Here is an 18,726-nt window from a genome sequence, read left to right as displayed (position 1 = left end):
TATGATAACTAACGATAATAAGAAACTGGCCCAATGGGCCATGGAGTTCGCATTAAAGAACGGTTGCCAGTCCTCACGGGTAACGCTGTATAATGGTTCCAGCAGTTCATTCGAAATCCGGGACATGAAGATTGACCGCTTACAGCAGGCTTCTGAAAACAGTCTGGTTATCCATCTGTTTGTCGATGGCCGTTACGGTTCTTTCTCCACCAACCGCTTGGATAAAAAGGAACTAGAAAAATTTATCCGTAACGGAATCGATTCAACCCGTTACCTGGCAGAAGACAAGGCCCGTATATTGCCTGACGCTTCCCTGTACTACAAAGGTGGCGGTACCGACCTGCAACTGATTGACCCGAAATTCGACTCCATACAGCCGGACGAAAAAGTATCGTTGGCCATGAAGACCTGTGAAGAAATGATGGGAAAAGACGACCGTATCATTTCTGCCAACTCTTCTTACAGCGATGAGAAAGACTTTAAATATATGGTTGCCAGCAATGGTTTCGAAGGTGAAGCCTGTGGTTCTTCTTTCAGCTTGGTTGCCAGCGTCAGTATCCGTGGCGAAGGCGATGCCCGTCCCGAATCTTACTGGTACGATTCTTCCCTGTATTTCGATACGATGATTAAGGAAGGATTGGGTACGAAGGCATTGGAACGTGTTTTCCGCAAGCTGGGACAAAAGAAAGTGGCTTCCGGCAAATATCGCATGATTGTCGACAATATGAATTCCGGTCGTTTGTTATCTCCTGTTATCGATGCTTTATACGGTTCTTCCATCCAGCAGAAAAACTCTTTCTTATTGGATAAGCTCGACCAGAAAGTATTGGGAGACAAACTGACCCTCATAGACGAGCCGCATCTTATCAAAGCATCCGGCGCCCGTTATTTCGACGGTGAAGGTGTTGCCACCAAACGGATGCCCGTATTCGAAAACGGAGTATTGAAGACCTATTATATCGATACCTATTCAGCCAACAAGATGAAAGTGAAGCCGACTATTGCCTCCCCCTCCATCCTGACCATGCAGATGGGCGATAAAGATACGGACAGCCTTATCGCTTCAGTAGATAAAGGTATTCTCGTTACAGGTTTCAACGGAGGTAACTGCAACAGCACAACCGGCGATTTCTCATATGGCGTGGAAGGCTTCCTCATCGAAAAAGGTAAATTGACCCAGCCGATTTCAGAAATGAATGCAACCGGAAACATGATTGCTTTATGGAATAATCTGACAGAAGTAGGAAACGACCCTCGCCTGTTCTCCAGCTGGCGTATTCCGTCATTACTTTTCGATGGCGTTGATTTCAGCGGGTTATAATACTTATTCAGAAAAAGGATATTGCAAAAGCAGCTGACACCGTAACTGTCAAACACTTATGCAATATCCTTTTCTTTTATCTTATCAATAAATAAATCGAAATAAAATGGCAGACGCTACCGCCTAGAACGAAGAAATGCCACATCGGATGCATATATTTATATGTATCGAAAAAATAAAAAACGCATCCTACCGTATAGAACAATCCTCCGCCAATCAGCCAGTACAACACATCCATTGAATCCGTTCGTTGAAAGACATCAACCAAAGGCTTGAAAGCAATAATAACCACCCAGCCCATTGCCAGATAACAAGTAGTTTTCAGATGATCGGTCTTTTTCATCTTCTTGAAACTGAGAAAAACACCGATAACGGCAGCAGTCCATACAATTGCAAATAATATCCATCCCCAGTAGCCTTCCTGCCGGAGCGCTACCAAAGTAAAAGGCGTATAAGTACCTGCAATATGTAGATAAATAGCACTATGGTCAAAACGACGCAGTAATCTCTTTTGCCGCGCATGGGACGAAGCATGATAAAATGTAGAGGTGACATACGAGAGCGTCATGCTAAGCGCATAAACCACCGAACTGCCCACTGCCCAAGGATTTCCATTACGGATAGAAGCTATCAGTAATAATACGATAGCAACTATCCCAAAAATCATTCCTGCACCGTGTGTCAGCACATTGGCTACTTCTTCACCATAAGTTTGTCTTTGTTTGGTCTTGACCATTGCAGGTTACAATTGTTCAGCCTTAAAACCGGCATCTGTTACTGCTGCAATTATTATATCAGCAGGAACATCCGCTGTTACTTCCAAAACCTTATCCGGCGATTTCAGATCGACAGACCATTCATCATCCTTCACCAACTTATTCAGTTTAGCACCGATAGCAGCCACACAGCCGCCGCATTTTGCGTTTGTTTTAAATTTCATTGTTGCCATAATCTTTTTGTTTATACTATTACTTCATAAATTTCAGTCTCAAGCTGTTAAGCACCACAGAAACAGAACTGAAGGCCATCGCCGCACTTGCCAGCATCGGATTCAATAACAACCCGTTTACCGGGAACAAAACGCCGGCCGCCAAAGGTATTCCTATCAGGTTGTAAATAAAGGCCCAAAACAGATTCTGATGAATCAGCCGCACCGTTCGTTTCGACAACTTGATCGCTTCCGGTAACAATAACAAATCAGATGTTATCAACGTCACCATCGCTACATCCATTGCAATATCCGTCCCTTTTCCCATCGCAATGCTCACATCGGCACGAGCCAGTGCCTGCGAGTCGTTTATGCCGTCACCTACCATAGCTACTTTCTTTCCTAACTTCTGAAGAGCCATGATATATTCTTCCTTATCATCAGGCATCACTTCGGCCTTAAAATATTTTATACCTAAAGTATCAGCCACTCTTTCCGCCGTCTTCACGCCATCGCCTGTCAACAAATGCACTTCTATTCCCATATCCGTCAGGGTCTTTACAGCCGCAGCCGATGTCGGTTTGATGCGGTCTGAAATAGCCAGTACAGCTAGCAAACGGTTACCTTCGCCATAATAAACGACGCTTATTCCGTTGTCCTGCCATTTACGTATCTGCTTCATAGTGTCATCCGGTATCTCCGAACCGAATACCTCCAACAATCCGTGGCTTCCAACCCAGTAAGTAACACCATTGACTTCCATCCGGATTCCCCGGCCGGTAAGGCTTTCAAAATTACCGGCTTCACACGTAGAGACTCCCGAATCTTCCAGCCAACGGATAATGGCAGACGCCAGCGGATGCTCCGATTTCAATTCCGCAGTATAGAGAATATCCAGATAACAGACATTCGATTCTGTCAGCCAGCAGGAATCCACGACAACCGGAATCCCTTCCGTCAATGTCCCCGTCTTATCCAGTACAATCGTATCGACTTTACAAAGAGTCTCCAATGCATAAGCATCTTTTATCAGGATATGCCGTTCGGCTCCTTTTCCCATCCCGACCATCAGTGCCGTCGGAGTTGCCAGCCCTAAGGCGCACGGACAGGCAATCACCAATACTGAAACAGCTGAAAGAAGGGCATAAGAAAAATAATCCCCACCGCCAATCACTATCCAGCAGATAAACGTTACGATAGACAGGAGAACGACTACCGGGACAAATATACCGCTTATTTTGTCAACTATACGTTGCACGGGCGCTTTACTTCCCTGGGCAGCCTGCACCATCTTGACGATTTGCGCCAGAACCGTTTCATTCCCGACTCCGGTCGCCTCCATCGTAAAAGCACCTTTTTGGTTGATTGTTCCGGCCAAAACCCGGTCGCCGGCAACTTTCTCCACAGGAATCGGTTCCCCGCTCAGCATGCTTTCATCTACGGAAGAAGAGCCTTGCAGCAAAGTTCCGTCCACCGGTATTTTCTCACCGGGACGAACACTTACAATATTTCCCCTTTTCAAAGAAGAGATAGGAACTTCCTCCTCTTTTCCGTCAGTTACAAGACGGGCCGTTTTAGGCTGTAATCCCATCAGGCTTTTAATAGCAGAAGAGGTACTGTTCTTCGCCCTCTCCTCCATCAACTTGCCCAACAGCACAAAGGCGATAATCACCCCCGAGGCTTCATAATACACATGCGGCTCCAATCCCTTTTCAATCCAGAACTGCGGATAAACCGTATTGAAGAAACTGAATATAAAAGCAATGGAAGTACTGAGGGCCACCAAAGTATCCATATTGGCACTCTTTTGCAGCGCATGGCGCACACCGTTCACATAAAACGACCGCCCGAACAGAACCATAATAGCCAATGCCAGCACCATCATTATCCAGTTAGCGTAGGGCATGTGCATAAACACCATCCCCAATAAAGCCAAAGGCACTGATAATATCCACGCTCCGATTGTATTCCGCTTCAGTTTCTTATAATGTTTACGCGCCATCTCTTCCTGTACGGCCAGCGGATCTTCGGCCTCAACCACCAAATCATATCCGGCAGCCTGTACGGCTTCCTGCATTTTCTGTAAACTGATTACCGAAGGATGGTATGTAACCGATAATGTATTCGCTGCAAAATTAACAGATGCCTCTTCTACTCCGGGAAGTGCTTTGACGGTACCCTCCACGTTATTGGCACAAACCGCACAACTCATCTCAAGGACGGGCAGTACCTTACTTTCTACATCTTTCATTATTATGTTTATTTTATACCGATTCTATTGTAGAACAAAGATACGAATAAATCAGTTGCAACAAAGTTGCGGAATTTCATTACGCTCATTAAGATATGTACGAATTTAATAGTTTTATTTGGTATATTTGTCCTATTATTTAACAATCGAATACCCGACCTTTGTCAGACGAATTAACGAATGAATTTATAAAACGAATACAGTTATGATACTTGACTCCTTGAATAACACAGAAAAGGTTGAATGCTTGCACCCTTTGTTTAAAAAAGCTTTTGATTATGTAAAAGCTACTGACTTCTCCAAAATGGAAGACGGCAAATACGAATTGGACGGCGCCCGCCTGTTTGTCAGCGTAGCCAGTTTATCCGGCAAAGATAAAAACGATGCCGCAATCGAGACACACAAGAAATATATCGACATCCAGCTTCCCCTTCTAGGTGTTGAAAAAATCGGTTGGAAACCGGGATGCGAATTGCAGGAAGTTTCCGTGCCTTATAACGAAGAGAAAGATATCGCTTTCTTCGTTGACCGCCCGACTGCCTATACAAAAATCTATCCCGGGCAGTTCGCCATCTATTTTCCGGAAGACGGCCATGCACCCGGTATCGGAGAAGGAAATATCCGCAAAGTGATTGTTAAAGTACAAGTCGAAGAATAATTGCCTGATACAACAAAGGCCGGTATCTTCTTTAAAACGAGAAAGTAACATTCTTATAAGGAAATACCGGCTTCTTTATTCTCTCTACATTTCAGAAAAGTATTTATCGCCAAAGCAAATTAAGATTATCCAATCCCTTTACAAGAAATTGAGCCTGCCATCAATAATTTAATCCGTAACGATTAATTGCAGCAAACAAACAAATCTTTTGTTTTATATGTTCTATTTTTTCTCTCATAACATTTGTGTTTCAAATATTATCTATATTTGATTTCAAAATAAATCTCACAGCATGGATGAGCAAATAATCTGTCTTGATTCTCCCACTGATTTTATGGTTGGCAAATATGTTTCTGCCGACGAACTTAAACACCTTATGAATGTTCCCTGTAAGATTAAAGCAGGCGTCTTCATTCTTTGCATGGAAGGGTATGTCTGCTCGACCATCAATCTGGCAGAATACAAAACAACCAAGTCCAACATAATTACACTAACTCCCAACAGTTATATTCAGGTACATGAAATGTCTGATGACATTCTAATCTATTTTGCAGCTTTTTCTTCTGATTTTATGAGTTATGCAAATTTCTTAAGAAGTACAATGAGTTGTTTATCTATTATTTACAGACATCCGGTTATTCCTATCTCTCAAAGAATATCGAATCTGATTGCCAGCTTTTATGAGCTTTTATATCAGTACGCCGTTTATCCCAATATATCGAACAACAAGGAAATGATAAAAGCGATTTTCACAATGTGCAGTCAGGGAATTATAGAATTATACGATAGTAACCACTTTTTAGAGAAACAGGAACTCAACCGCTATACAGAGATTTATCAGGATTTTATAAATCTCGCCCTGCAATATTATACAACAGAACGTAATGTTACATTCTATGCAGACCGTTTAGGGTTGACACTCTCCTATTTCTCCACCTGCATAAAAAAAGCTATCGGGCAAACTCCCCTTGAAGTACTGACACAAATAATAATCATAGACGCCAAAGTACAACTGAAAGGAACAAACCAGGAAATTAAAAACATAGCAATGGAGTTAGGTTTCACCAATTTATCATTCTTCAATAAATTTTTTCGCCATCATGTAGGAATAACACCTCAGGAATATAGAGGAAAACTATATACATATTCCAATTATCAAAAAGATATTGATTAATATGATTTCTTTTTATAAGAATAAAAAACAGAACATATTATCCCAAAAATATATCACGCATATTCACTCCGATAGCCTTTACTTTGTAAAGCTATACAAATCATAATTTATTGGTGCTAAAATAAAGACATTATGGAGAGAAATATCATACAATCAGGAACAAATATCGAATACAGTTTGCTGATGAGTCTCATGGGAGTCAGCGTAAGCAAACATTTACTGGATGAGCACTTCACCCTCTTATGGGCAAACGATTTCTATTATGATTTGATAGGTTATCCGAAGGAAGAGTATGAGAATCTTTTCCATAACCAACCTGACTTATATTTTAAAGGTCATGAAGAAGCATGGAATATATTGGGACAGAAAGTGTATGAAGCAATAGCCAATAACTCCAACGGCTACGAGGCCATTATGAAAATGCCTGTAAAAGGAGGTGAAAGATGGACAAAACTGACGGCTACATTCACCGACCAGATTCAGGACGGGATTCCAATATCCTACACGGTAATGACCGATATTGAAGATATAATGCAGGCCAAACAGGAACAAACAATCGCTTACGAAAATCTCCCGGGTTTTATCTCAAAGAACAAGATTGGCCGTGACGGAAGTTTTACACTGCTGGATGCAAATGATAAATATATGGAGTTCGCGGGGGTTAGTAAAGGAGAATATCCTTTTTTCTCCCCCTTCTCCCGTCTGAACGAAAAAAGCCGGGAAGTACTGAAAGAACATGTAGCACTTATGCAAAAAGGAAAACCAGTGCATTTTGTTATCCAGTCGAAAGACAAGAACGATAACGATTCCTGGTTACAACTGAATGGGGAATGTATTGGCTGGGAAGGAGATGAACCAATCTATCTGATTGTATTTATCGATATCACCGATATTACCGAACAACGCGAATTACAAAAAAAACTTCAGGAACAATCCGAGCAATTAAAAGAGGCACTCGATTCTGCCGAAAAAGCCAATCAGGCTAAATCAGATTTCCTTGCCCGCATGAGTCATGATATCCGAACTCCCATGAACGCTATCATTGGAATGACAGCCATTGCCAAAGCACATGTAGATGAACGGGAACGGCTACTTGACTGTATGGAAAAAATCAACGGAGCATCCAAATTGTTACTTAGCCTGATTAATGAAGTATTGGATATGTCGAAGATAGAAAGTGGCCGGCTGATTTTGTCTGAAGATGAATTCAACATAGGAGAACTTCTACAAGACCTCGTCGTCATGATGCAGTCTGAAATTAAAAATAAGCAGCAGACACTCGATATCCATGTAAAAGGGTTAAAGCATGAAAATGTGACGGGCGATATACAACGCATCAAGCAGGTACTGATGAATATCCTCTCCAATGCAGTCAAATATACACAGGAAAATGGGCAAATCACCATAGACATCAACGAAAAAGTAACCTGGGATGGGTTCGGTGACTACGAATTTGTCTTTGAAGATAACGGAAGAGGAATGAAACCCGAATTTCTTGACAAAATCTTTTTGCCGTTCGAACGTGCCAGCGACAATGGTATCAAGAATATACAGGGGACCGGACTCGGGATGGCAATCAGTCATAAAATCGTAAAGATGATGGGGGGCGACATTAAAGTGGAAAGCGAATACGGCAAAGGTTCCCGCTTTACAATCAACATGCCATTACGTCATTGCGAACAGGTTCCGGATGAGAAAATAAGAATAGACGGATTGGAAGTGCTTGTTGTCGACGATGATAAGATTGCATGCCAAAGTACTTGCAGTTGCTTGCAGGAAATCGGAATAAAAAGTGACTGGGTATGTTCCGGAAATGAAGCCATAACCTACGTCCGGAAACGGTATGCAGAAGCAAACAACTACTTTGCTGTCATTATTGACCTGAAAATGCCGGAAATGAACGGCATAGAAACAACACGGCAAATCAGGAATATTGTTGGGACAGATGTTCCGATAATCATTCTTTCCGCATACGATATTGAAGAATATGAAGCAGAGGCCAAAGCTGCAAAAGCCAATGGTTTCATAACCAAGCCCCTCTACAAATCAAAATTATTCCAGATTCTGAAACGTTTCCTTTTTGAGGGGGAACAACCGGAGCCGGTCAGCCAGTTCAAACTGTCGGATGCCGACTATTCCGGCAAACGCATCTTGTTAGTGGAAGACAATGAGTTAAACCGGGAGATTGCCGTTGAAATCATCGGAAGTACCGGTGTATCCATTGACACGGCGGTAAATGGTCTCGATGCAGTAAATATCGTTTCGCAGTCGGCTGAAGGCTTCTATCAGATGATACTGATGGATATCCAGATGCCGGTAATGGATGGCTATGAAGCGACCCGTCAAATACGTTCACTGAAACGTGCCGATATACCTAACATACCAATTGTAGCCATGACCGCCAACGCCTTTTCAGAAGATGTGACAAATGCAATCAAAGCTGGAATGAACTATCATCTGGCAAAGCCCATCGACCTGGCGGCACTAATGGGAGTCCTCAATAAGTATTTACAATAGAAAACGTTAGGGAAGCTAACCGGGTTTTAGCTTCCCTAACGTTAATAATACAACTCTCTTATTTACCGTCCGGTTGCCTGTAAATATTCCGTCCGTTTAATCAGGTAATTGGTATAATCGTCCGTATATTGGTCTCTACTCTGTTGTAGTAAAGACTGGGCATTCAGCAAATCGCTCAATGTCTCTGTCCCTACCTGATAATAATCTGTACTCAGACGCACATTTTCTTCTGCCGTTTTTACCGATTCTTCCGATATCTTTGCCTGTTTATAGGCCTCTTCCAATTCATTCCAGAGTTTTTGCATCTGCAAAAGAAGTTTCTCATTGGTATCCTGCCGTGTATATTCAGCCGCTTTCAATTGCAACTTCTGCTTCCTGATAGCATGCGAACCGCCCCACCAATCGGTTAAGGGGACAGAAACCGTAGCAAAAATCATCCCGAAAGAATGATCGGTATCCAGAATATTATGATACATATAGCCGGCTCCTATTCCTACCGACGGCAGGTTCTGACCGACTTTCAATTTATATTGCAGACGGCTGGCTTCCACATTCTTATCAAGCAGTTTATAGGCAACAGTCGTCGGCAAGGCACTCATCAAGTCTATCCGGTAAGTCTCCGGCGAAGGCAGAGGCTCCTGCAAAGTTGCCTGAACGGTGAAATCATCTTCCGGCAGTCCGATATACTGAGACAACAACATTTTCGACAAACGTAAATTATTATCTACTTTCAGCCGGTCACTGGCTATGCTGTTCTTTTTCAGTTGAACCTGTAACAGTTCATTCCTGTTCGCCACACCGGCACGAACGGAAGCTTCCACATCCTTATACAAGTTGTCGATTAATGTTTCCAGTAAGGAAACCGTTTTTCTCTTTTCCTGCAAAGAAACGTGCAGCCAGTAATACTGTTCGACAGTCAGCAATACTTCATTCTCCGATTGTTTCATCTGATAACGGCTCACTTCCACCGCCAGGGCAGCCAGTTTGTTATTATTAAGTATCTGTCCTCCTGCAAAAACCGGCTGGACAGCCGTTACTCCTCCCATAACACCGTTCTTTGCCATTGTCATTTCTAACAGACCGGGAACCAGTGCCAACTCTGCCATTCCATTGTCAGAGGTAAAAGCGCCTCCCGTCGCACTTATAGATGGAAAATATTTCGTGAAAGCCTCTTTACGCACTTCTTCCGCTCCTTTAACATCTAAACGGGCGTTCTTCATCCGGGCATTATTCTCCAATGCCAGTTGGCTGCATTCTTCCAGTGTCAAACTACGCTGGGCTTCGACAGATAAAGCCGGTACCAGCAAAAGACAAAGGAGATTGCCTAAAACATATATTATCTTTTTTCCAGACATATTCTTTACTCTTAATAGTTATACGACTTTTTTATTCCCTCCGAATATTATCCAGTAAAATACCGGAATAACAATAACGGCCAATATCATGGCAAATACTGTTCCCGAACAAATCACGACTCCCATCGGCGTCCATAAGGCACTGTTACTGATAATCATCGGGACAACCCCCACCGCAGTTGTTGCCGACGTCAGGAAAATCGGTAACATACGACGTTTACCGGCATCCATGGCAGCCTCTTTGACAGAGATGTGATGATTGATACGTAAATCCTGTGCATGGTCGAATATCATAATCGCATTACGTACCACAATACCTATCAAACTGATTATACCCAACACACAAGTGATACTGAACTCCATCCCGGACACCCAAAGACCGAGAGCAGCACCGAACAGGCACAGTAAAATAGAAGTAAGGGCAGCAACAGCCAATCCGATTTTCTTATAGTTTATCAGCAAGAACAGGAAGACAATAATGACGGCAATCGAAAGCCCCTCTATTATCGGAGTGATAATTTCCTCGTCAGACTCTTTTACACCTCCGTATTCAAAAGATACGCCCTCCGGAAGATTGGGTATCACCCGGTTGTTCATTACCTTTTCTACCTTCTTCTGCATATTCGTCTCATTAAAACCACGCTTAACCTGAGTAATCACACTCAACGTACGCACTCCGTTACGGCGAACAATCTGCCCTTCATTCCATCCTCCCTGTATCTCAGACACCTGGCGAAGCGGAACACTGACACCCGGAACAGCCGTCGGCAAATAAGCATCCCCTATCCCATCAAACGAATCGTATGCATCCTCTCCCTTATCCGATTTCAGGCAGATAGCCAACGGATAATCGCCTTCCCAGACAGAGCCGACCGACATACCGTTATAACGGATAGCCATATCGGCCGCCGCCATCGCTTTCGAAATTCCCAGACGGGACGACTCCACAGGGTCAAGCGTTACACGAACTTCGGGCAGCATCTCCTCAAAATTCGTATGAACCCAAACCAGGCCATCCATATCCTGCAACGATGTCATCAATGTATCGGCCACCTGCTTCAAGGCTGTTATATCATCTCCCATAAAGCGAACTTCTATCGGGAAACTCACAGTCTGATAATCCAACTGCTTGAACTTGATGAAAGCATCCGGATAATAATCGGCATAAGCATTGGCATATTCATCCAGCAGGTTGGCCGTTGCCTCTACGGATGTTGTATTTACAATAAACTGCGCATAATTCTTCCCACCCATATTCGGAGCATAAGTTGCCTGGAAACGCGGGGAAGCCATTCCCACAAATGCGGTAGCCGACAAAACCCGTTCGTCATCTTTCAATAAAGCATATACGCTGTCGCAAACGGCTGCCGTTTTATCCAATGACGAACCTTGCGGCAAATAAATCTCTATAGCAAACTGGTCACGGTCTGCTTCCGGCATCATTCGTTGCGGGATACGCATCATAATCACCACAGCCAGCAACACGGATAATACCCCGATAAACAACGTTGTCTTGGGATAGCGAAAAGTCCATTCAAGTACCTTTTCATAGACAGCCTGTACCGTATCCAACAAGTTGAAACGTTTCTTTCCGTCCGTCTTCTGCCCGTTTTTCAATCCCTTTTTGATAAGGGTGTGTTCCAGCATGGGAATAAATATCATGGCGATAGCCAGCGAGGTCATCAATGAAATCGTTATCGTCCAGGGGAACCAGTTCAGAAAGTCCAGCATCTGCCCCGTCATCGTAAATAGCAACGGATAGAAGATAATGCAAAGGCTGAGCGTTGCCAGAAAGATGGAAGAGAAATAGTTCTTGGCACTCGATACTGCGGCATGCCAGCGGGACATTCCGTTATCCAGCCGTTCCAGATAAGCATCTATAACAATGATGGAGTTATCCACAATCATCCCCAGCACAACAATTAAAGCAGCCAATGTAACCGTATTCAACGGGATGCCGACAGCATACATAATCCCGATAGATATAAAAATACTAATCGGAATGGAAGTAGCCGCAACAATAGCCGATTTGAAAGGAAAAAGCAGCATCATCACCAGGATAACGACCACGATGGAGACAAACAGGTCACGCACAAACGAACTCACCGAATCATCCACCACCTTGGGCTGGTCCGCAATCCGCTGAATGGACACGCTTTCCGGAAGCTCTTCCTGGAAAGCTGCCAGCACCTTATCCACTTCCTTTCCGTACTGTACAATATTATTGCCTTCCCGCATCTCCATGGAAAGGATGATAGCCTTCTTTCCGTTATTCATTATATAACTGTCAGGCTCGGGATATTCACGGACAATACGTGCTATGTCTTTCAGACGGATTATATTCCCGTCACCATCCGCCAGGATAATCTGGTCGGCTATCTCTTTTTCAGAAGCATAGGTGTTAGAGAAATGGATTGGAATATCGAGATCTTCACTTTTCAACGAGCCTCCCGATGTGGTAAATCCTTGTGTGAAAAGCGTTGTCATCAACATTCGGGTATCCAGCTTGTAAGCCGTCAGCTTATCCCTGTCGAGATAGACACTGATTTGTTCCTTTTGTATGCCGTAACGGCGCAGATTTGAAACAGACTCAATACGACGGAGGCGGTCTTCCAGTGATTCCAGATAATCCTCCAGTTCACGATATGTTTTATCTTCCGATTCAAGCGTAATCAACAAAGCGGAGGTATCACCGAAGTCGTCGTTCGCAATGACAGCCAGGACACCCGAAGGCAATTGCGATTTGAAGTTCTGCAAACCCAGCTTAATCTTCGACCAGACTTCGTCCTTATTGTTCACTTCATCGTTCAGTTCCACCATGATATACACCATTCCGTCACGCGACATGGAATATGTTTTCTTCTTCTTTATCTCCTTAAAAGTATAAAGATAGCGTTCCAAAGGCTTTGCCAGTTGTTCCTCCACCTCGGCAGAAGTCGCTCCGGGATAAACACCCACGACAACACCCTGGCGGATGGTAAATTCCGGAAACTCCTGTTTCGGCATATTTACCAAGCCATAAATTCCCAGACCGACCAAGACGGTCAGCACCAATAAGGTGATCTGGTAATAATGCATGGCCCATTCTATAATTCCCTGCTGTCTTTTCATAAGGCTTTCACTTTCATATCCTCACTCACCTTCTGATAACCGTCTGTTATGACAAGGTCACCTTCGCTCAGTCCGTCCGTTATCTGTACGCCATTGTCGGTCAACTCTCCGATACGAACCGTTACCGCTTTGGCCTTTCCGTCACGCAGGCACCAGACATACCGTTCACCGGTGTGCGATAATTGTATCACATTATTAGGCAACGAGATAGTAGTAACCTTATCCTTATCTTCCACTCTCACCCGGCAAACCATCCCCGGCAATAACGCTCCATCCCTATTATCCAGCTTTATCCTGGCTTCATAGGTATGGGATACCGGATTAGCGGTAATGCCTTTCTCTGTAACCATGCCTTCAAACAGCCGGCCTCCCAAAGCAGCAACGGTTATAGCCGCTTTCCGGTGGTCGATGAACGGTATTTCTTTTTCCGGTACGGCAATCTTAATATTCACCGTCCCTACATCCAATAAGGTGAAAACCGGTTTACCGGGCTGCACATTCTCGCCTGCCTCCACATTTCTTTTCCCGATTACACCGTCAAAAGGAGCATACAGGCTGGCATCTTCCAGATTCTTCCGGGCGATGCTTTCCATCGACTGTGCCTGTTGCAACTTACTCTGTACTTCCACCCATTTGATTTCCGGGAGACTTTTGTTTTCATACAATGTTTTCATACGGTCATAAGCATCCTGCGCCTGCACCAGGGAAGCGCGGGATGCGTCATACGTATCCTGAAGAGTCGCACGATTCAGCAAAGCCAGAAGCTGCCCTTTATGAACTTTCTGCCCTTCACGGACAAGAATTTCCTGCACATTCCCCATAACCTGAAAACTCAGGGAAGAGGCTGACATTTCCTCTACCGTTCCAACATAATTTTGACCATCAACAAGGCTGCTGCCCGTTATTTCAACCACTTTCACCGGTATTACCCTCTCTTCCGTCGGCTTGTCCTTTTGGCCGGAACAGCTCATCAACAGAATTATAAGCAAAGAGATGCCCGCACATTCTACAATCTTCATACCTATCTATTTATTAGTATTTTAAAGAGAAATAAACGATGCAAAAGTGATGAGAATCCTTATTTTATAAAAGGTCAGTTGAGCCGTAGAATTGTTCTGTTTTTCGCATTCGTATGCATTCTTTTCCTATATTTGCATATAAATAAAGAAAAGATGAACCAAACAGTTCCTATAATAGACATCTCGAAGGTCGAACATTCATCCAAAATAGACTTCTTTGATGACGATTTCGTTATTTTCGACGATTTGAATGAAATTCCGCTATTCGATTATCCCAGCCGTATTGCAGATACCGCCGTTTTTGCCATTTGCCAGAAAGGTTCCGTACGAATCAGCATCAATCTGAAAGAATATACAATCGTTCCTAATAATCTGGTAGTTCTTCTGCCGGACCAGATAGTGCAGCATTATGAACGCAGTGATGACTTTGCCGGTATTTTCCTGGGAGTATCCAAACAGTTCATCGACGATACGATCCCGGGAATGAAGAATCTTTTATCAGCTTTCTTCTACGTCAGGGACCATCCATGCACTACCCTGACTGAGGAAGAGTTGGATTATCTTTCCGAATATCATCCCATGTTATGGAAAAGGGTTAAGATGAAAGAGCATGTATACCGGAAAGAAGTTATTCAAAGCCTGTTACTGTCATTATTCTACGACGTCTGTAATATCTTCCGCAAACACCAACCGGCTAATGAAGGTAAAAGGTCTCGCAAAGAAGAGCTGTTCGGATTGTTTATGCAAACGGTACTGGAAAACTACAAGCAGGAAAGGAGTGTTGCCTTTTATGCCGACAAACTTTGTGTCACAGCCAAATATCTTTCACTCATATCCAAAGAAGTCAGCGGACAGCCTGCCGGAAACTGGATTGACGAATATGTGATTCTGGAAGCAAAAACGTTATTGAAGTCAAGCCAGATGAGCATACAGGAAATAGCCGATAGTTTAAACTTTGCCAACCAATCTTTCTTCGGAAAGTATTTTAAGCATCACACAGGAATATCTCCCAAAGAATACAGAAAACGATAGGGGATAATATTGCCTTTATCCCCCGATTATTACATTTATATTATACATACTGAAAATAGCCTTACAACGCTCCGCCGTTTCTTCCGACGGCGTCGCCATCGGATAATGGGCCGGGTTATATACCGTCCCCAGCTTTTCATGTTTGTTCTTACCAATATCATGATAAAGGAGCAGATTCACCGTCCGATGCTGCCAGGGTAAGGAAGAAAGGAATGCGGCCGAACGGGTTATATTTTCTTCATCCGCATTCACACCTTCTATCAAAGGGATACGGATATGAAACGCATGACCGGCTTCCGCCACCATACGTAAGTTAGACAATATTAATTCATTAGACACTCCGCAGTAAAGTTTATGTTTAACTGTATCCATATGCTTCAGGTCTACCAGAAAAAGCTCGGAATGTTGCATCACCTCCCTGACAATCTCCTCTCCGGCAAACAATGTCGTATCGACGGCACGATGGATACCCAGGTCACCACAACGATGAAGTAATTCCAGCAACATATCCGGATGCAACAACGGCTCCCCTCCGCAAAAGGTTACGCCTCCCTCCGACCGGTCCATGAATACCGTTTCCTTTTCAATCTCCTTCATCAGGTAATCTACGGAATATTCGGTTCCGGATATCTCCATTGCCAGAGCCGGACAGACCTCCGCACATTTGCCGCACAAATGACAGAGAGCATTGTCGGTAACAATCCCTTCGGGTGTCAAAGCCAGTGCCTTTTGCGGACAATTCTCCACACACGTCCGGCATCCTATACATTTCTTCTTTGTATAGAGTTTCTGTTTCCGGCTGGATACCCCCTCCGGATTATGACACCAAACACACGACAACGGGCACCCTTTCATAAAGACAGTCGTCCGGATGCCCGGCCCGTCATTGATAGCATACCGCTTAATATCGAATATTAACCCCATCAACTAATTCTCAATTCTTAATTTTCAATTACTAAAAGCTTTCCTGCTCCGTACGGGCAATCACATCTGCCTGCAAGTCAGCATTCATATCATTGAAATAATCACTGTAACCGGCTACACGAACTAACAAGTCGCGGTAATCTTCCGGACATTTCTGGGCGGCATACAACGTTTCCGTATCCACAATATTAAACTGGATATGATGTCCGCCCAAAGCGAAATAACTACGAATCAGGGAAGCCAGTTTCGATATATCTTCCTCCCGCTTCAACAGGCTCGGAAGGAAACGCTGGTTCAGCAATGTTCCGCCACTCTTCACCTGGTCCAGTTTGCCCAATGACTTGATAACGGCAGACGGTCCGTGCGTATCGGCACCATGTGAAGGAGAAGTCCCGTCGGAGATAGCCTTTTCTGCCAGACGGCCGTTCGGGGTAGCTCCCATCACCTTACCGAAATAAACATGACAGGTAGTCGACAGCATATTCAGGTGAAAACACTCCCCTTTCGTATTCGGTTTGCCTTCAATAGCATCATACAAATCATCGAATACTTTGACGGCAATAGCATCGGCATATTCGTCATCATTACCAAAGAAAGGCGTACGGTTCAGGATTGTCTGACGCATAACTTCCGCTCCGGCAAAATTGTCAGCCATTGCTTTCAGCATTTCATCCATCGAAAAGCGTTTGTCTTCAAAGACATGTTTCTTCAAGGAGGAGAGGCTGTCGGTTATTGTACCCAGCCCCGTACATTGTATATAAGTGGTGTTATAACGCGGTCCGCAGTTGTAATAATCGCGTCCTTTGGCAATACAATCGTCGATAAACAGGGAAAGGAATGTGGCCGGTGCATATTTGGCAAACATCCGGTCGATATAATTGCTTACACGCACCTTCATATCCACAAAATAATGCACTTGTTTCATAAAGGCGGCGTATAAATCATCGTAACCGGCAAAGTCACACGGATTACCGGTCTCCAGTCCTACTTTACGGCCGGACACCGGGTCGACACCATTGTGAAGGGTTACTTCCAGTATCTTCGGGACATTCAGATAGCCGGTCAGCACATAAGCCTCCTTCCCGAAAGCACCCACCTCGATACAACCGCTGCAACCTCCTTCCCGGGCATCATGCAGGGATTTCCCCTGTCGCATCAGTTCCTGGATATACACGTCCGGATTGAATACCGACGGATAACCGTGTCCCTGGCGAATCACCTTGCATCCGGCCCGCAGGAACCGTTCCGGCGTACGGGCACCGATATGAATAGCACTTCCCGGTTGCAGGATATGCAGTTCCTCAATCGTTTCAAGCATGATATAAGAAACTTCGCTTACCCCGTCACTGCCGTCGGCTTTCACTCCTCCGATATTCAGGTTGGTAAAGTCGTTATAGGTTCCGCTTTCCTTGGCGGTAATACCGACCTTCGGCGGTGCCGTATGGTTATTTACCTTGATAAAGAAGCAGGACATCAATTCTTTGGCTTCATCACGGGTAAGGGTTCCCGCAGCTATTTCCTTTTCATAGAAAGGAGCCAGATGCTGGTCGAAATGTCCCGGGTTCATGGCATCCCAGCCGTTCAGTTCGGTAATAGTTCCCAGATGGACAAACCAATACATCTGGATAGCTTCCCAATACGTACGGGGAGCATGGGCCGGAACCCAACGGCAAACTTCAGCTATCTTACGAAGTTCGGCAGCCCGCACCGGGTCTTTCTCCGCCATCGACATTTCGTCCGCCAAGTCGGCATGACGTTCGGCAAAGAGAATGGCGGCATCGCAGGAGATAGACATGGCGGTAAGTTCCTCCTGTTTATCCGTCGCTTCAGGGTCATTCATAAAATCGAGATTTGCCAGTTCGCCGGCAATCCGTTCTTTCAGGTCCAGCAAACCGTAGCGGTAGACTTTTCCGTCAAGAGCCGTATGTCCCGGAGCACGCTGTTCCATAAATTCGGTAAACATACCGACTTCATAAGCCTCTTTCCATTCTTTCGGGACATGGCTGAAAATACGTTCACGCTGAGTACGGCCTTTCCAGTATGGGATTACTTCGCGTTCATAAGTATTTATATCTTCCTGGCTGATGGTATAACGTTGCAATTCACGGGTATTCAGCACATGCAGGTCTTCCACACTATGGCAGGTCAGCTCGGGAAAAGTAGGAACAGCTTTCGGTGCCGGACCACGTTCACCCACAATCAGTTCGTCTTTACCTATATAGATGGTCTTTTGCCGGCATATCTCAAGAAAGTTCAATGCTCTCAGGATCGGAACAGGATATTTCCCGTAATTCTCCTTGTAGAAACGGGTTTCGATAAGCGCCCGTTCGATAGACAGGGAAGGTTCAGCCTCAAAAGAAAGCTGGCGTAACCGTTTGATACGGTCGTTCATACCATACCCATTTGCTTCCGCCGCCGGAGCAAAATTGGATGCAC

General features: G+C 44.4%; 13 protein-coding genes. 5 read left to right on the top strand and 8 right to left on the bottom strand.

The genetic code is table 11. The annotated features are described in order from the left end of the window. Window position 1 precedes the first annotated feature (1 nt). Window positions 2-1,321 carry a TldD/PmbA family protein gene (locus DWW91_RS08320; protein WP_122327449.1) on the top strand — a complete coding sequence of 440 codons (1,320 nt, stop codon included), beginning with the start codon at window positions 2-4 and terminating at the stop codon, window positions 1,319-1,321. 76 nt (window positions 1,322-1,397) lie between these two features. On the opposite strand, the gene DWW91_RS08315 is transcribed toward DWW91_RS08320, so the two are convergent. From DWW91_RS08315 to DWW91_RS08305, 3 genes are read right to left on the bottom strand one after another with little or no spacing between them, the layout of a single operon-like run. Further along, the gene (locus DWW91_RS08315) at window positions 1,398-2,057 is read right to left on the bottom strand and encodes a hemolysin III family protein (protein ID WP_122327448.1); all 660 of its coding nucleotides are present in this window, start codon (window positions 2,055-2,057) and stop codon (window positions 1,398-1,400) included. Between the two features lie 6 nt (window positions 2,058-2,063). After that, window positions 2,064-2,270, bottom strand: coding sequence for a heavy-metal-associated domain-containing protein (locus DWW91_RS08310; protein ID WP_122327447.1), 207 nt, complete (start codon window positions 2,268-2,270; stop codon window positions 2,064-2,066). A 19-nt stretch (window positions 2,271-2,289) separates the two neighbouring features. Then, the gene (locus DWW91_RS08305; RefSeq protein WP_122327446.1) at window positions 2,290-4,500 is read right to left on the bottom strand and encodes a cation-translocating P-type ATPase; all 2,211 of its coding nucleotides are present in this window, start codon (window positions 4,498-4,500) and stop codon (window positions 2,290-2,292) included. Window positions 4,501-4,705: 205 nt separating this feature from the next. On the opposite strand from DWW91_RS08305, the gene DWW91_RS08300 reads away from it, so the two are divergent. The 3 genes from DWW91_RS08300 (at window position 4,706) to DWW91_RS08290 (ending at window position 8,849) form a co-directional block, all read left to right on the top strand. Continuing rightward, window positions 4,706-5,158 carry a YhcH/YjgK/YiaL family protein gene (locus DWW91_RS08300; protein WP_046147145.1) on the top strand — a complete coding sequence of 151 codons (453 nt, stop codon included), beginning with the start codon at window positions 4,706-4,708 and terminating at the stop codon, window positions 5,156-5,158. A 292-nt stretch (window positions 5,159-5,450) separates the two neighbouring features. Beyond that, window positions 5,451-6,332: an AraC family transcriptional regulator gene (locus tag DWW91_RS08295; protein WP_122327445.1), complete on the top strand. Its 882-nt coding sequence runs from the start codon at window positions 5,451-5,453 to the stop codon at window positions 6,330-6,332. 132 nt (window positions 6,333-6,464) lie between these two features. Continuing rightward, entirely contained in the window at window positions 6,465-8,849 is a 2,385-nt protein-coding gene (locus DWW91_RS08290; protein WP_122327444.1) for a response regulator, read from the top strand. A gap of 62 nt (window positions 8,850-8,911) precedes the next feature. Here DWW91_RS08290 and DWW91_RS08285 read toward each other — a convergent pair whose 3' ends face one another. From DWW91_RS08285 to DWW91_RS08275, 3 genes are read right to left on the bottom strand one after another with little or no spacing between them, the layout of a single operon-like run. Further along, window positions 8,912-10,204: a TolC family protein gene (locus DWW91_RS08285; RefSeq protein ID WP_122327443.1), complete on the bottom strand. Its 1,293-nt coding sequence runs from the start codon at window positions 10,202-10,204 to the stop codon at window positions 8,912-8,914. A gap of 18 nt (window positions 10,205-10,222) precedes the next feature. Continuing rightward, on the bottom strand, window positions 10,223-13,315 hold the full coding sequence (locus DWW91_RS08280) for an efflux RND transporter permease subunit (protein ID WP_122327442.1): 3,093 nt from the start codon (window positions 13,313-13,315) through the stop codon (window positions 10,223-10,225). Continuing rightward, window positions 13,312-14,334, bottom strand: a complete 1,023-nt coding sequence (locus tag DWW91_RS08275; protein ID WP_122327441.1) for an efflux RND transporter periplasmic adaptor subunit — start codon at window positions 14,332-14,334, stop codon at window positions 13,312-13,314. Before DWW91_RS08275 ends, DWW91_RS08280 begins: the two co-directional genes overlap by 4 nt. Window positions 14,335-14,487: 153 nt before the next feature. On the opposite strand from DWW91_RS08275, the gene DWW91_RS08270 reads away from it, so the two are divergent. Further along, window positions 14,488-15,366: an AraC family transcriptional regulator gene (locus DWW91_RS08270; RefSeq protein ID WP_122327440.1), complete on the top strand. Its 879-nt coding sequence runs from the start codon at window positions 14,488-14,490 to the stop codon at window positions 15,364-15,366. Between the two features lie 15 nt (window positions 15,367-15,381). Here the strand turns inward: DWW91_RS08270 and DWW91_RS08265 are convergent, their stop codons facing one another. Continuing rightward, on the bottom strand, window positions 15,382-16,290 hold the full coding sequence (locus DWW91_RS08265) for a glycyl-radical enzyme activating protein (RefSeq protein WP_122327439.1): 909 nt from the start codon (window positions 16,288-16,290) through the stop codon (window positions 15,382-15,384). 31 nt (window positions 16,291-16,321) lie between these two features. Beyond that, a complete protein-coding gene (gene hypD / locus DWW91_RS08260) occupies window positions 16,322-18,682 on the bottom strand; it encodes a trans-4-hydroxy-L-proline dehydratase (protein ID WP_228100030.1) in 2,361 nt (786 codons plus the stop codon). Between the last annotated feature and the right edge of the window lie 44 nt (window positions 18,683-18,726).

The organism is Parabacteroides sp. AF17-3, from assembly GCF_003635445.1.
In the GTDB taxonomy this organism is placed as follows: Bacteria; Bacteroidota; Bacteroidia; order Bacteroidales; family Tannerellaceae; genus Parabacteroides; species Parabacteroides goldsteinii.
Note: the sequence above shows the minus strand (reverse complement) of the source record. Positions and strands in the feature narration are given on the sequence as shown.

What these genes read in the sequence shown, in the direction of transcription:
- DWW91_RS08320 (WP_122327449.1), top strand. Translation starts at nt 2, where the DNA reads ATGATAACTAACGATAATAAGAAACTGGCCCAATGGGCCATGGAGTTC.
- DWW91_RS08315 (WP_122327448.1), bottom strand. Translation starts at nt 2,057, where the DNA reads ATGGTCAAGACCAAACAAAGACAAACTTATGGTGAAGAAGTAGCCAAT.
- DWW91_RS08310 (WP_122327447.1), bottom strand. Translation starts at nt 2,270, where the DNA reads ATGGCAACAATGAAATTTAAAACAAACGCAAAATGCGGCGGCTGTGTG.
- DWW91_RS08305 (WP_122327446.1), bottom strand. Translation starts at nt 4,500, where the DNA reads ATGAAAGATGTAGAAAGTAAGGTACTGCCCGTCCTTGAGATGAGTTGT.
- DWW91_RS08300 (WP_046147145.1), top strand. Translation starts at nt 4,706, where the DNA reads ATGATACTTGACTCCTTGAATAACACAGAAAAGGTTGAATGCTTGCAC.
- DWW91_RS08295 (WP_122327445.1), top strand. Translation starts at nt 5,451, where the DNA reads ATGGATGAGCAAATAATCTGTCTTGATTCTCCCACTGATTTTATGGTT.
- DWW91_RS08290 (WP_122327444.1), top strand. Translation starts at nt 6,465, where the DNA reads ATGGAGAGAAATATCATACAATCAGGAACAAATATCGAATACAGTTTG.
- DWW91_RS08285 (WP_122327443.1), bottom strand. Translation starts at nt 10,204, where the DNA reads ATGTCTGGAAAAAAGATAATATATGTTTTAGGCAATCTCCTTTGTCTT.
- DWW91_RS08280 (WP_122327442.1), bottom strand. Translation starts at nt 13,315, where the DNA reads ATGAAAAGACAGCAGGGAATTATAGAATGGGCCATGCATTATTACCAG.
- DWW91_RS08275 (WP_122327441.1), bottom strand. Translation starts at nt 14,334, where the DNA reads ATGAAGATTGTAGAATGTGCGGGCATCTCTTTGCTTATAATTCTGTTG.
- DWW91_RS08270 (WP_122327440.1), top strand. Translation starts at nt 14,488, where the DNA reads ATGAACCAAACAGTTCCTATAATAGACATCTCGAAGGTCGAACATTCA.
- DWW91_RS08265 (WP_122327439.1), bottom strand. Translation starts at nt 16,290, where the DNA reads ATGGGGTTAATATTCGATATTAAGCGGTATGCTATCAATGACGGGCCG.
- hypD (WP_228100030.1), bottom strand. Translation starts at nt 18,682, where the DNA reads ATGAACGACCGTATCAAACGGTTACGCCAGCTTTCTTTTGAGGCTGAA.